The sequence below is a fragment of the Hoylesella timonensis 4401737 = DSM 22865 = JCM 15640 genome, from assembly GCF_000455445.1.
GTDB classification, from domain to species: Bacteria; Bacteroidota; Bacteroidia; order Bacteroidales; family Bacteroidaceae; genus Prevotella; species Prevotella timonensis.
Genome location: NZ_HG417098.1, coordinates 54,460 through 69,920, shown reverse-complemented (window position 1 = coordinate 69,920; position 15,461 = coordinate 54,460). Strand labels below are relative to the sequence as shown.

General features: G+C 41.6%; 9 protein-coding genes. 8 read left to right on the top strand and 1 reads right to left on the bottom strand.

Annotation, left to right across the window (positions count from 1 at the left end; all coding sequences use genetic code 11):
* The first annotated feature begins 494 nt into the window (after positions 1-494).
* Together BN35_RS09430 and BN35_RS09425 are read left to right on the top strand one after the other, a co-directional pair.
* Positions 495-3,974, top strand: a complete 3,480-nt coding sequence (locus tag BN35_RS09430; RefSeq protein WP_081411478.1) for a SusC/RagA family TonB-linked outer membrane protein — start codon at positions 495-497, stop codon at positions 3,972-3,974.
* A 14-nt stretch (positions 3,975-3,988) separates the two neighbouring features.
* Entirely contained in the window at positions 3,989-5,854 is a 1,866-nt protein-coding gene (locus BN35_RS09425) for a SusD/RagB family nutrient-binding outer membrane lipoprotein (RefSeq protein WP_025073009.1), read from the top strand.
* Positions 5,855-6,036: 182 nt separating this feature from the next.
* On the opposite strand, the gene BN35_RS09420 is transcribed toward BN35_RS09425, so the two are convergent.
* On the bottom strand, positions 6,037-6,774 hold the full coding sequence (locus BN35_RS09420) for a nitroreductase family protein (protein WP_025073010.1): 738 nt from the start codon (positions 6,772-6,774) through the stop codon (positions 6,037-6,039).
* An 895-nt stretch (positions 6,775-7,669) separates the two neighbouring features.
* Between BN35_RS09420 and BN35_RS09415 the strand changes: the two genes are divergently transcribed.
* The 6 genes from BN35_RS09415 (at position 7,670) to BN35_RS09390 (ending at position 15,451) form a co-directional block, all read left to right on the top strand.
* Positions 7,670-10,255, top strand: coding sequence for an adenosylcobalamin-dependent ribonucleoside-diphosphate reductase (locus BN35_RS09415; RefSeq protein WP_028901290.1), 2,586 nt, complete (start codon positions 7,670-7,672; stop codon positions 10,253-10,255).
* Between the two features lie 9 nt (positions 10,256-10,264).
* Positions 10,265-10,642: a dihydroneopterin aldolase gene (gene folB / locus BN35_RS09410; RefSeq protein WP_025073011.1), complete on the top strand. Its 378-nt coding sequence runs from the start codon at positions 10,265-10,267 to the stop codon at positions 10,640-10,642.
* Positions 10,643-10,688: 46 nt separating this feature from the next.
* Positions 10,689-12,005 (top strand): N-acetylmuramoyl-L-alanine amidase family protein, encoded by a 1,317-nt coding sequence (locus BN35_RS09405; protein WP_025073012.1) that lies wholly within the window; start codon positions 10,689-10,691, stop codon positions 12,003-12,005.
* Positions 12,006-12,010: 5 nt separating this feature from the next.
* Positions 12,011-12,913 (top strand): MlaD family protein, encoded by a 903-nt coding sequence (locus BN35_RS09400; RefSeq protein WP_025073013.1) that lies wholly within the window; start codon positions 12,011-12,013, stop codon positions 12,911-12,913.
* Positions 12,914-13,339: 426 nt separating this feature from the next.
* On the top strand, positions 13,340-14,752 hold the full coding sequence (gene dnaA / locus BN35_RS09395) for a chromosomal replication initiator protein DnaA (protein WP_025073014.1): 1,413 nt from the start codon (positions 13,340-13,342) through the stop codon (positions 14,750-14,752).
* A 156-nt stretch (positions 14,753-14,908) separates the two neighbouring features.
* Positions 14,909-15,451 carry a DNA alkylation repair protein gene (locus tag BN35_RS09390; RefSeq protein WP_081411479.1) on the top strand — a complete coding sequence of 181 codons (543 nt, stop codon included), beginning with the start codon at positions 14,909-14,911 and terminating at the stop codon, positions 15,449-15,451.
* Positions 15,452-15,461: the final 10 nt, after the last annotated feature.

Below are 15,461 nucleotides of genomic sequence, written 5' to 3'. Positions count from 1 at the left end.
TAAATTCTTTACAAAGGTAAGAAAAAAGTGGAAACTTTACAAGCGTTTTATCTATATTTTTTTTAGAATGTTAAGATTTGTATAATATAGAACCAAAAACTTCATATATTTTCCCTTAGTTCTCCTTGAACTATCTTGTTACCCATGTTGTAATTCAATAATCGTTTTCTTTCACCGTCTGTATTGGATTGAAAGACTTCAAGCGCATGCCCAATAATGATGTCGTGTGAGGCAGGTTAGATGTTCTTCCTACAATAGGAGGTTTTACCTTTTTTGGGTAGATATTACAAACACATTAAAATCTTATTATATTTTTTGCCTTAAAAAGTTGTAAGTATGCAAAAATAAGCTTATATTTGACGCAAATTTACGGCTGTGGTATAATGACAGCCCTCCATTTAGTACTACCGTTAGCTCAACATAGGCTCTCTGGCGACGGTAAGTCGGTTTGATAAATAGAGCCTTAAGTTTAATTTGTTTAACTTTAATTCTATATGTTAAAGGTTATCAATTGTTCGGCATCCGTTCTGTTGATGATGGTGCTTGCGGCGTTAAATTTGCCTATCCACGCTTCTAATGAGAGATTCGTGGAAACTGTTGCCGTAGCCCAACAGAATGGAACATGTTCTGGTGTTGTCAAGGACAACACAGGAGAAGTGATAGTCGGTGCATCGGTCAGAGTAAAGAACTCATCATTGGGAGCGATTACCGACATTGATGGCAGGTTTACGTTACCCAATGTTGGCAAGGGTACCGTGGTTGTGATCACATACTTAGGTTACAAACCCTACGAATTTGTTTACGACGGTAGTAGAAAGGTGATAGAGATAACACTTGTGAACGATGACAAGACGCTCAATGAGGTGGTGATAACAGCCTATGGCATGCCTAAACAAGCCAAGCAAGTGGGCTATGCTACTACAAAGGTGTCCACAGAAGAGATTGAGCGCATCAACGCCGTGAACCCTGTGAATGCGTTGCAAGGTAAGGTGGCTGGTGTGCAGATCAATACTGCAGGCGCATCAGGGGTAACTTCCTCGTCAGCCATTACTATTCGTGGTGCTAAGTCTATTGATAAGAACAATGCACCTATTTTTGTGATTGACGGCATGATCATCCAAGAGCCGTTGACTGGAAACTTAAGCGGCACAGACTGGGGGTCGCAACTCAAGAACCTGAACCCCGCCGATTATGAGAGTGTTACGGTGTTGAAAGGTGCCGCAGCAACAGCATTGTATGGTTCCAGGGGTGCCAATGGTGCTGTGGTCATCGTGTCAAAGGGTGGCAAGTTTGGTAAACGAGGTTTAGGAATAGAGGTGAGTCAGTCAATTGAGGTGACAGATATCTACAAATCGCCCATCGACCTGCAAGACATATATGGAGCTGGAACAACATACAACGGTTATCAGGGTGGATTCCTGGCAGATGGCTCATTGCAGCGAACGCCTAACAGCTTCGGCCCGAGGATGGATGGGCAACTGATAAATCAATACATGCCCGATGGACAAAAGACTCCATTCTCTCCAAAACCCAACAATTGGAAAGATTTGTACAAAACAGGATTGAACAATAATACCAATGTGGCCATCAGTGGTGGCAGCGAGAAATCATCTTTCCGTCTGTCGTATGGATTTATGAAGAACAATGGCGTTTTTATTCGCAACAGCTTCGACCGTCACAATGTGTCTTTCAAGGGAATGACAGGATTAAATAAGGTATTCTCGCTTGAAATCGGTTTCAAGTATGCCTTCTCTCGATCGCTCAACGGTGGTAGCCAAGGTGGTTGGGACTGGGGTAATAACGTAGGTATGATATCTGCTTATAATCTGCCGCGTAATATGGATATCGCCCACTATGCCAGCATGTACCGCGACCCTGTGACCCATGCTGTAGAATCAACTTCCCCTTGGGGAAGTCTGCGAGGCTACCTACATACACGTGACACGAACGTAAGGCAGCGGTCGGAGCAGTCTATTCTGGCCGATGTTACGTTGCGTGCTAATATTATGCCTTGGCTTAAAGCCAGCCTAAAAGCCAACTACAATTACTATGGCGTGAACTATGAGGAGCGTCAGTATGGTACAGGAGTCGATTACGGACCCACAGGGGCAGGTTATTATGGGCGAAGCGGAAGCACCGAGGGAAGTTATAACTTCTTGGCTATGCTCAATTCGCCTGATAACAAGTTAACCATTGGTACAGAGGAGCTTACCTTATCTGGTATTGTAGCCGCTGAGTTGTATGGCAACACCCCACGCAACAATTGGGCGAAGGGTACTAATGGAGGATTGGTCATCCCAGGCGTGTTTGCGTTCTCTAATTCAACCAACAAGATAGAACCCACATTTGATTATATGCCAGCCAATCAGCGTACACTTGGTATCTATGGCATTGTAAATCTTGGATGGAGAGATCAGGTGTTCCTTGAACTTACTGCACGTAATGACTGGTTGTCTACACTTACTTACCCAACCTATATTACCAATGGAAAAAATAACTATACCGTTTTTTATCCATCTGCCAACTTGTCGTGGGTATTCTCAGACTCGTTTAGAAAAGATCTGCCAAAGTGGTTTACTTTTGGTAAACTTCGCGCATCCATTGCACGTGTAGGTATGGGTACATCGGCCTATGCCACCAGTAATGGATATGGTGTGTTTGACCAAAAGTCTATTTACAAGCCCGATAAGAGTGGGTCGGTTCTGTCCGCAACCCCTAACTTAGGAACTATGTTCAACGATAACTTGAAGCCTGAGATTCAGCAGTCCATTGAGTTGGGAGCAGATCTTAGATTCTTCGATGAACGTTTAACGCTTGACGTTGCTTATTACAAGACGAATACCTTTAACCAAATCATGCGTGTGGGTTCGGTTAGCGAGGCAGGTGCAAGCAGCCAACTCATTAATGCAGGCAACATTCAAAACTCAGGTGTTGAAATTCAGATGGACGTAACGCCCATACGTAACAAAGATTGGCGCTGGACCGTTGGTGGCAACTTTACCTTGAACAGAGGAAAGATTGTAGAGTTAGATGAACATGTGAAGGAGTGGCAACTCATGGGCGGTTACGATGCTGCACCAGAGATATGGGCTTATGAAGGTGGAAAGTTTGGTGTTCTCACCTCATATCTTAATTCTCGCTATAGTACTCCTATCGCACGGTTTGAAGGTTCGAGCGGTGACCCACGCAATGGCAAGATGTTGATACGCTATGACCAGCAATACGGGAAACCACATAGCGTTGCAATGTATTCGCCAGTGACACTGTATGACCAAGGAAAGAGGGAACGCCACATCCTTGGAAAGGTAGAGCCCGACTTCACACTCAGTCTCAATACATCGTTATCTTGGAAGCAACTTGACTTGTACATCCAAGGCGACGGTCGCTTTGGTGGTAACTATTACTCCAATCTATGGAAGTATACCGTACCACGAGGAAACTTGAAATCAACACTCGTTGGACGTGACAAGGAACATGGTGGAATCGCCCGTATCAACTACAAGGGCGAGACAGTGTACGACGGTTTGATGCTCGATGCAGTATTCGAGGAAGGCGCAAAAGCTCCTGTACAAAATGCAGACGGCACACCTGGAGCTTTAGTAGACGTTGGAGGCATGACTTATGCTGATGCCATTGCACAAAAGAACATTGTGCCAGTGATGACAGGATCATGGTATGCTTGGAACTATGGATGGGGTATGCCTGCTTTTCCAGAGGCCATACAGGACAATACCTGGTTCTGTCTGCGCGAGATAACCTTAGGCTATCGCTTGCCAGAGAAAATATGTAAGAAGTTTGGAGCTAATTATTTACGGCTCGGATTTACGGCTCGTAACGTATGCTACCTCATTAATAAGCTCACTGATGGGCTGAACCCTATGTCTATTTCCAGCAACAACCCGTTGCAGCCCATGGACATTGGAGCAGTACCATTCTATCGTACCTATGCGTTTAATTTAACTGTAAGATTTTAATAATTCCGAATCCTATGAAAAAATATATATTGATAGTCGCCAGCTTGTTGGCTACCTTTGGAATAACCAGTTGCTTAGACGACTTCCAAGACTTAAATACAGACAAAGAGAAGTTGCCTACTGCAACCCCAGCCAACGCTTTTATGGGAGCCACGCTCAACTTCAACAACTGTAGTCGTGCACACCTTTTGGGTAAATACAGTGGCACGATGACCTATATGCAATATATTGTTTCTGCAGGTGGACCATCGGCAGGAACGTATATCTCGCTTGATAAGACTGGTCGTACTGAACCATACGCCCCAGCATACAGCTACTATTATACGGCGAACGGTGATAACTTCGGTGGTTTTGGTTTGCGCTTGGATTATCTCATTACGCAAGTTATTCCAGTTCAAAACGAACCAGAACGCTTTGCTGATATTGGCGCCATAGCTAAGATGTTGCTCTCTTACGAACAATGGTTGGTTCTTGACACGTATGGTGCAGCACCTCTCACGGAAGGTTTGAAGGCACAGACCGAACGGCTCACTACTCCCAAGTACGATTTGTATCAAAAAGCAATTGACGGTACACCGATGTATAAGAAGTTAGATGCCATGGTAAAAGAGTGTGTAGCTACGCTCAAAGCTTCGAACGATAAGCAGGTGCAATTGAAGGATGCAGATTTCTTCTATGGAGGCGACATTGCCAAATGGATTAAGTTTGGTAACACGTTGCGCGTGAAGATGGCACAGCGATTGGAGAAAGCGGACAAGGCATTCTATAATAGTGTGATTGACGAGGTGTTGACATCACCCAGCAATGTTATTGGTTCTTACGACGAGTCGTGTATTTATCATCATCCCAATGATTACAACAATAACACTGATGATATTCAAGATATCACCAGCCGATATGTGGCATCGCGCGCATTCGTTGCATTCCTTGAAACGTATGACGACCCGAGATTACCTATTTTGGTTCGTCGCAACGGCTTTGGCACTGGTAACAACAACAAGGAAAATGATGATTGGTTTGACACTTTCAAGAAGGAATATCCCAATTACGAGAAATCCTACAAGGGCTTTATTGACAGATATGTAGGGGCGTCAGCTAATCCAGACAGTGCTACCAGTGAGTATTCGCGGAATGCATATATGACCTTGCCTTATCACAAAAAGGATGGTACAGAAGCCAATTTGGAAATAAGAATGAACTCACAAGTGGAAAGTCGTTTCTTCGTTAAGAACGGTGGAATTCGAGGCAACAACAACATGCCAGCTCGTGCGATTGAAGACACAGAGTTTATGATTAATCAGGACAAGATGTCAACCTTTACGCCGATTATTACTTATTCGGAAACTTGCCTCATGTTGGCAGAGATAGCTTTGAAGAAAGGTAACGCAGTTGCGGGTAAGGATGCCAAAGCTTGGTACAGAGAAGGTGTGAAGGCTTCTATGGAACAATTCAGAACATGGTCTACCAATATGTGGGTGACAGCCCAAGTAAATGATAAGGCAGCCAATTATAACCCTATCACGGATGAGAAGATAGCAGCCTACCTTGACCGCCCAGAGTTTAAGAATGTCACGTTAGAGAAGATAATTTCTCAGCAATGGGTAAACCTATTTGTGCAACCAGAAGAGATGTGGGCAACTTGGAAACGAACAGGCTACCCGAAGTTTAAGGATCAGCCAGTACCCGAAGATGGAGTGGCATTCCTTGAATCGATCAAGTCTGCAGGTACTGCATTAGTGATTCCACGCAGAAACTCTCTACCTGTTCCAAACGATTTGAATATTGAAAATTATAATCAAGCTGTCAGTGCATTGAAGAGTGATGCTAAATATGGTGCAGATGTCAATAAGACAGAAGGTCGTATTTGGTGGGATCAATGACAGTGATCTTCGAGGATAGTATGACTTACTCATAAAATAAAAAGGAGTTGACCGCAACTAAGGTCAACTCCTTTTTATAACTTGTATGTTTTCAATAGGTGGTCAACAAGAAGGAGATGTATAGGTTTCCTCCATGTTCATTTTGGCTATAAGCATCGTAGGCAAATGGCGGTGAGAGATGTTTATAGAAATCCCTGCTGTTTCAGGGTGTTTAAGAAATTCTCCGACATTGCCTCGTTGTCTTTTTGCGTATAGCGAAGGTCTGTGAATACTTGAGCTAAAGTCTCTTTATGATTCACTTCACAAAAGTGAATGTTTTCGGGTAAGTTTTCTTTCTGTTTGTAACTCTCGTCAATTCTTTTTGGAGTATAATCCTCAAAAGTTTCGTGATGAACAATTGCCGATAGTGGAAGACGGTCAGAAACAGCTGGCGATTCATCGGGCCAACCTAAGGTGATAGTTGCAATGGGCATCACTAATTTGGGTAATTTCAAAATGTCGATAATCTTTTCAGGAGAGTAAAGTGTGGTGCCTAAGTAGCATAATCCCAACCCTTCATCTTCTGCAAGTTGACAAAAGGTTTGGCAGAACAGCAGCGTGTCGGTCATGGCATTGAGAAAACTCAAAAAGTTGTTATATCCCGGTTTCGCATTTCTACATTCTGCCCATTTTGTGGTTCGCCTAAAGTCTGCACAAAATGTCAGCACAACTGGAGCCGATTCTACCATGGGTTGGTGAAAATGGACGGGTGAGAGTTTCCTTTTATTCTCGTTATTGCGTGTTATTACTACTGAATAAAGCTGTAAATTTCCCATAGTCTGGGTGTGTGTCGCTTCGGACAACAAGCGGTTGAGTAAGTCGTTATCTACATCTCTGTTTTGGTAAACTCGAATACTTCTTCTGGTGTTGATGGTTTTCATATTTGATTATTTTTATTTCTACAAAGTTATAAAGATTTTCTAAAAAGAAAACTTTACGAGCATAAAAAACAATGGCTTTTACATTTAAGACTCATATTTGAACCACGAAACGCAATAACAGTACAGCGAATATAAAGTTGCGACTGCGCTGTATTCAATAAAAATAGATGCTGAATTTTCTTTACAAAGTGCCTTTCATAACTCGCGTATTTACAACCAACGTCACAGTTGGTTGTAAATACGCGAGTTATGAGCGATGTTTGTAATTGATTGCTATTGAATACGTTATGCTTAAACCTCCTCTTTTCATCCCAAATTTTAACATTCTCAGGCGACTAAAGCATTACTCTAAGCCCCTTATTTGCATGCTTTAATGACGTTGAAGTATGTGAATAGCACCTCTAAAAGATGTTTCCAAGGGTGTTAACTCAATGTTCCAGATTCAAAAGACGTTTCGTTTGTTCAAATCAGCGTATTTTTGTCTACCTTTTGCCTATCGATTTTTTCTATTTTGAAGATTTTCAATGGTCGATTTTTGGTAAAATAATAGGACAAAAATAATTGATTCCTTTATCAAAAATGCAGAACGTTAAAAGATGCAGCTGTTTCATCGAGAGGGTATTTTTGTTATACCAAGTGAAAGAATATGGTTGACAATGATTGCAAGCCTTACGGTTCGTTTCATAGAGAATTAGGTTTGTTGTCAACACAAAATAAAAAAGATTGTTTTTTACAAGAAAAACCTTTCGTATATGGAAGTGGTATATAAAAAGCGTTCGAAATACTAAAAATGATTTTTTTATATCGAAAATAAATTGTAGTTTTGCACTCATAAGATTTCAAATACAGCAATTGTAAGAACATCAAACTAATACATTCTTTTTATCGTATAGCAATGGAACAAGCGAAAACTTACTCTTTCGAAGAAGCATACCAAGAGGCTCTTCAATATTTTTCGGGTGACGAATTAGCCGCAAGAGTTTGGGTGAACAAATATGCCATGAAAGATAGCTTTGGGCATATCTATGAGAAATCGCCTAAAGATATGCATTGGCGCATTGCCAACGAGATAGCACGGATTGAAAATAAATATAAAAATCCGTTGAGTGCTCAAGAAGTTTTTGAGTTGTTAGACCATTTCAGGTACATTATTCCAGCAGGCAGTCCTATGACAGGAATTGGCAACGACCATCAGGTAGCCAGTTTGAGCAACTGCTTTGTTATCGGATTAGACGGTGATGCAGATTCCTATGGCGCTATTATGCGCATTGACGAGGAGCAGGTACAGCTGATGAAGCGAAGAGGTGGAGTGGGGCATGACTTGAGTCATATTCGCCCCAAAGGTTCACCTGTTAATAACTCTGCGCTTACCAGTACGGGACTGGTTCCTTTTATGGAGCGTTACAGTAATTCAACGCGTGAGGTAGCGCAAGATGGGCGCCGAGGCGCACTGATGCTCAGCGTGAGTATCAAGCACCCTGATAGTGAGGCTTTCATTGATGCAAAGATGACAGAAGGGAAAGTGACAGGTGCCAACGTCTCTGTGAAGATAGATGATGAGTTTATGCAAGCCGCTATAGACGACAAGCCTTATGTGCAACAGTTCCCAGTAGATAGCGATGAGCCTTCCATGAAAAAGGAAATTGCAGCAAAGTCATTGTGGGAAAAAATTGTACACAATGCTTGGAAGAGTGCAGAACCTGGGGTGTTGTTTTGGGATACAATTCTACGTGAAAGCATTCCCGACTGCTATGCCGACTTAGGTTTCCGTACAGTGAGTACCAACCCCTGTGGAGAGATTCCTTTGTGTCCATACGATTCTTGCCGTTTGCTCAGCATCAACCTCTATTCTTATGTGGTAAATCCATTTACGAGCGATGCGTATTTTGACATGGAGAAGTTTGCAAAGCATGTACAAATTGCTCAACGACTGATGGATGACATTGTGGATTTAGAGTTAGAGAAGATTGACCGTATCTTGAAAAAAATCAAGATAGATCCGCAGAGCAAGGAAGTGAAGGAGACAGAAAGTCATCTTTGGGAGAAAATAAAACGTAAGAGCGGACAGGGACGCCGTACCGGTGTAGGCATCACTGCCGAAGGTGATATGCTTGCCGCTATGGGCTTGCGCTATGGCACCAAAGAAGCAACAGAATTCTCGGTTAATATCCATAAAACATTGGCATTGAATGCTTATCGTTCATCTGTCACCATGGCTCAAGAACGTGGTGCGTTCGAAGTGTTTGATGCCACACGCGAAGCAAACAATCCTTTCTTACTTCGTATCAAAGAGGCTGACCCTCAGCTTTATGAAGATTTACAAAAATATGGTCGTCGCAATATAGCGTGTCTTACCATTGCACCCACAGGAACAACGTCTTTGATGACTCAAACGACCAGTGGCATTGAACCCGTGTTTATGCCCGTGTATAAGCGTCGTCGCAAGGTTAATCCGAGTGATACCGATGTGCATGTAGATTTTGTAGACGAGGTAGGAGATAGCTTTGAGGAATATATCGTTTATCACAAGAAATTCTTGGAATGGATGAAAGTGAATGGTATCGATACCACTAAACGATACACTCAAGAGGAAATCGATCAGTTAGTGGAACAGTCACCTTATTATAAAGCTACTGCCAATGATGTCGACTGGTTGGAAAAGGTGAAGATGCAGGGAGCCATTCAAAAATGGGTAGACCATAGCATCAGCGTCACTGTGAACCTGCCCCATGATGTAGACGAGGCACTGGTGAACCGTCTCTATGTAGAAGCTTGGAAGAGCGGATGCAAGGGGTGTACCATCTATCGAGATGGCTCCAGAGCAGGGGTGATGATTTCTGTGTCTAAGAAAGATACGAAGAAAGAACCTGCAGAACAAGCCAAAGATAATGACATGGAGGAGCGTGTGACGATGCCCTGCCAGCATCCAGAGGTTACAGAAGTTCGCCCAAAGGAGTTGGAATGCGATGTTGTACGTTTCCAGAACAATAAAGAGAAATGGGTGGCTTTCGTCGGATTGTTAGATGGTTATCCCTATGAAATATTTACTGGTTTGCAAGATGACGATGAGGGTATCGTGTTGCCAAAGTCAGTGACTAAGGGTAAAATAATCAAACAGAAGCAAGAAGATGGTCCCAGTCGTTACGATTTCCAATTTAAGAATAAGCGTGGCTATAAGACAACGGTCGAAGGGTTGAGTGAGAAGTTCAATCCCGAGTATTGGAATTACGCTAAACTTATTAGCGGTGTGCTTCGTTATCGTATGCCTATCGACCACGTGATAAATTTAGTGGGTTCCTTACAGTTGAAAGACGAGAGTATCAACACATGGAAAAATGGTGTGGAACGCGCCTTGAAAAAATATGTAGACGATGGTACTGAGGCGAAAGGTCGGAAGTGTCCTGTTTGCGGACATGAGACGTTGATTTACCAAGAGGGATGCCTCATCTGTAAGAATTGCGGTGCAAGTCGCTGTGGATAAAGAACCTTTATGAAGATACAATCGAGTTATATTTTCTTACGTAACCTGCGGTTTCATGCCTTCCACGGCATGTTACCGCAGGAATGTATTACAGGGAACGACTATTTGGTGAACGTTCGGATTAAGTTTCCACTCTCTGATGTTTTTCAGACCGATTGTATTGCCGATACCATTAGCTATGCCGATGCTTACGAGTGCATCCGTAGGGAGATGGAGAAACCGTCGCAACTATTGGAACATGTGGCTGGTAGGATAGGAAAGTGTTTGATAGATAGCTATCCCGCGGTTGAGGAAGTAGACATTGAAATCATGAAGATCAATCCTCCCATGGGCGCTGATTGCGATGGTGCTGGCGTAGAATTGCATCTGACAAATGGAAAAAACTAAATAAAATAGCAACGTTTTCAGTGGAAAATGCTTATATTTGTCGCCTATGAATAAGAAGATCCAGTTCTGTTTGTTCACTATGATGATGTTTGCAGTGAGTTGTATGGCTGCAAGCAAAAAGTTTACGCTCGTTATTGACCCCGGGCATGGAGGGAAAGATCATGGTGCCATTGGTGTTTATTCACGCGAGAAGGACCTTACTCTAAAGTTTGGATTGGCTTTTGGTAAGCTGGTTGAACAGCGATGCCCCGATGTTAAAGTTATCTATACGCGCAAAACAGATGTGTTTATCCCTTTAGTAAGGCGTGCAGAGATTGCCAACAAGAATCACGCAGATTTGTTTATTTCAGTTCATATCAATGCCTTGGCTGGTGGACGTAAAGTGAGGGGAGTGCAAACATATACATTGGGGCAAGGTCAAAATACTGGTAGGAAAGGTATTATAAAGAATTTAGAAGTAGCAAAGCGAGAAAACTCGGTCATCCTACTTGAAGAGAATTACCAACAAACCTACCAAGGTTTCGATCCAACTTCTCCAGAGAGTAACATCATGTTTGAGTTTATTCAAGATGTGAATATGCAAAAGAGCGTGGAACTTGCCAAATATATGCAACAACATATTTGTGCGGCAACTGGTTTGAAGGATATGGGTGCTCATCAAAACAATTTGGCGGTGTTGCGTCTTTCGTCCATGCCAGGATGCTTATTAGAATTGGGCTTTATCTCTACACCCGAAGAAGAGCTTTTTATGAATGCCCCCCAAGCTGCCGACATGTATGCGAGAGGAATTTTTAATGCTTTTGCTCAATATAAAAATAGGTTTTATGAGGGGTTGACAGTGCCGTATAAAGCGCCCAAAAAAGTGACCCCAACTGTTCCTGAAATTGTACCTCAAGTTTACAAACAAAAAGAAGAAACGAAGACTAAAAAAGCAAAAAGGAAGTCTGAACCTACTCCTGTTTTATTAAAGAAAGAGGAGAAAAAAGTAGAAGAGACCACCACTACCGACAGTCGACCAGTAACTGAATCACCTAAGCCTGAAGTCATTGCAGAAAGTCGTGATGATATTCCAGCACCAGTGAACCCTGATGTTCCTATATTCAAAGTACAAATTTTGAGCAGTAGCAGGAAAATAGCACTCAATGATGAGGCTTTGAAAGGACTCAAGGGGTGTGAGTGGTATCAAGAAGGTACTCTGTGGAAGTACACCTATGGTTCGTCTACCAATTATAATGAAATACGTAAGTTGCAAAAAGAGTTGACCAATCGTTTTCCCGATGCTTTTATCATCGCATTCAAGGGCGGGCAACGCACCAATGTAAACGAAGCCATTCAAACCTTCTTACAACTTAAAAAGAAATAAACAACATGAGAAATCATATACAAGAAATTAAGATTGCACTCGTAGCCGTCGCAGGATTGGTTGCTTTGTTCTTTGGCATGAAGTTCTTAAAAGGTTCGAACTTGTTATCGAGCAGTGATACCTACTATTTCGTTTTTAATGATATTAGTGGGCTTACCGAGTCAAGTCCAATCTTTGCCGCGGGCTATCAAGTGGGACGTATCAAGAAAATTTATTTTGATTACAGTCATATAGAGAAAATAAAGGTCTTGGCGGAAGTCGATCGAAAAATGAAAATTCCTATGGGAAGTACTGCTTCAATTAGTAGTGACGTATTAGGAAATATCAAAGTAACGCTGAATATCGCACCACATCGGGGGCAATATGTACAGCCGGGTGGAGTGATTTCAGGCTCGATAGATACAGGTACGGTGGGGAAAATGACCGAGATGGTGCCAACCATCAAGCAAATATTGCCAAAGTTAGACTCGGTGATGTTTCATCTTAACGCTTTGTTGGCTGATCCTGCTCTTGCACATTCTATCCATAATATCGATGAGATAACTAACAATTTATCAACTTCGTCAAAACAGCTGCATATTTTGCTTACCAATGTGAATAGGGAAGTGCCAGGTATAGTGTCTAAAACGAATCTCGTCTTAGCTAATACGGAGCAATTCACTGACAATTTAAGGAAGATTGATGTCGCTTCAACCATGACAAAAGTGGATGAGGCAATGGCAGATGTACAGGAATTTACTTCTAAAATAAATAATAATTCGGGTACTTTTGGGCTCTTGTTAAAAGATCCCACCCTTTATTATAATCTCAATCAGACGATGAAGAATATTGATTCTTTAGCGGTTAATCTTAGACAACAACCTAAAAGATACGTTCATTTTTCGCTCTTTGGACGAAAGAATAAGTAATTTTTAGATGGATTTGAGTAAATGATATGACGAACATCTTTGAATCAAAATTGCATTTGACTCAAAGATGTTTAATTATAAAGTGTCTAAATAGAAAAACTTTTGTTTCACATTTTCAGAAAGGTTGTAAAGTCTTCTTTTTAACAGTCTTATGGAATGTTACAAGAATGTTTCACTCTTCAAGTAGTTATCTTTATCTAAAAGCATTTAAGTTATTTGTAATCAAACCATTATGAACGGTTTTGTTTGTGAGCGATGTTATTTTTCCTCAAAATGTCTTAAAGTGCGTTGTTTGTGTTAGTTACGACATTTTGGTGACATTGTGATAAAAATTGTCATTTGTTTATTCAAATTTTCTTTTATAATTTTGCAGTCAATTGGCATTGAGGTTGATCGAAAGACATACCTAAAATACGATATGATTAAATGAATGTAAGTCCTAACGAAGCTTGGGACAAGACCCTTACGCTTATCCGTGAGAATGTCTCTGAGCAGCAATATAACACATGGTTCAAGCCTATAGTGTACGAGTCGTTTGAAGAATCGACTCGAACTCTTTTGGTACAAGTACCCAGCCCTTTTGTGTATGAGTATTTGGAAGAAAATTATATAGACTTGCTAAGTAAAGTATTGCGTCGTACATTCTGTGACCAGATAAGGTTAAAATATCGAATTGTTACCGACCAAGAGCATCATCTCACGCAAGATGTAGAGGCAGAGCAAACTGATTTGTCTGTGAAAACGCAGTTGGCGAAAACGCGTGTTAACGAGTCGCCCACAGCTTTAGATGCAGCACAGCCGCAACAACTGGATCCAAATCTGAATCCTCATCAAACTTTTAATAATTATATTGAAGGTGATAGTAATAAGTTGCCCCGCTCTGTAGGACTTTCTATTGCAGAACATCCTCGAAAAACTCAGTTTAATCCTATGTTCGTTTACGGACCTTCGGGTTGTGGTAAGACGCATTTGATTAATGCAATTGGTATGCGGACGAAGCAACTCTATGCCCAAAAACGGGTGTTATATGTCAGTGCTCGTCTGTTTCAGGTACAGTACACCAATGCTGTGTTGCAAAACTCGATTAACGACTTCATTAATTTTTATCAAACCATTGATTTGTTAATCGTTGATGATATTCAGGAATGGATGACCGCCACAAAGACACAAGACACTTTCTTTCATATCTTTAATCATCTTTTCCGTAATGGTAAACGTATCATCTTAGCCAGTGATAGACCGCCTGTAGATTTGAAAGGAATGAACGAACGCTTACTGACTCGCTTTTCCTGTGGGTTAATAGCTGAGTTAGAGAAGCCCAATGTTCAGCTTTGCATTGATATCTTGAACAGCAAGATACGCAAAGATGGTTTGCAAATTCCCGAAGATGTAGTCCAGTTTATTGCTGAAACGGCAAATGGGAGCGTTAGAGATTTGGAAGGTGTGATAAATTCTTTACTTGCTTACTCTGTCGTGTATAATAGTACGGTAGATATGAGACTGGCACAAAGAGTAATTCAACGTGCAGTGAAGATTGATGATAAGCCGCTCACCATAGATGAGATATTAGAAAAAGTTTGCAATCACTTCAACGTATCTGTATCGGCAGTCAACGGTAGGAGCCGTAAGCAGGATTTGGTGACAGCACGACAAGTCTCCATGTATTTGGCGCAGAAATATACTAAGATGCCAGCTTCCAGAATAGGGAAACTTGTAGGTGGCAGAGATCATTCTACTGTTATTCACAGTTGCTCACGAATAGAGCAGCGTTTACAAGTCGACTCCATGTTCTCCAACGAATTAATGAGCATTGAAAACTCTTTTAAGTTGAAAAACTAAAAGGTTGCAAGGCTTCATTTTCTTTTAGGTTTTTATTGTAATGCCTGTCGCTGCGATTGTTGAAATGAAATATCATTTTTACTATGAGCGTTGATAACATATTAGACAGTGTTTTAGGAGTCGAACACGGATTTCAACATATCCTTGACGGAGCTGATGAAATCCTTTCAGCATACTCAAAGGAACAATGTTTTGAAGTTGCACTCACGTTGTTTGAACATGGAAGCCTATCAAGCTCGAATGTTAGCAACAACTTTATTGGGCAGACTGGCAACAGAGGATAATAGCGCTCTTCGTTTTCTGAAAGAGCGAATAAGTACCGATGAGAATTGGCGTGTGCAGGAAATGCTTGCAAAGGCTTTCGATGAAGTCTGCAAACACAGAGGGTATGAAGCTTCTTTACCTCTCATAGAAGAATGGCTGAATAATAACAATCCGAATGTTATTCGTGCGGTAACGGAAGGATTGAGAATTTGGACAAGTCGCCCGTTCTTTAAAGAGAATCCAGCTGTTGCCATTACGTTAATCAGTAAACACAAGGCACACGAAAGTGAATATCTTCGGAAATCCGTTGGAAATGCTTTACGGGATATAAGCAAGAAGCACGCAGAATTGATACGGCAGGAGGTTGAGCAATGGGATATATCTACTCCACGAGTTCTGTTCACCTACAAACTTGCAACGAAATTGCTAAAATAAAGATTTAAAT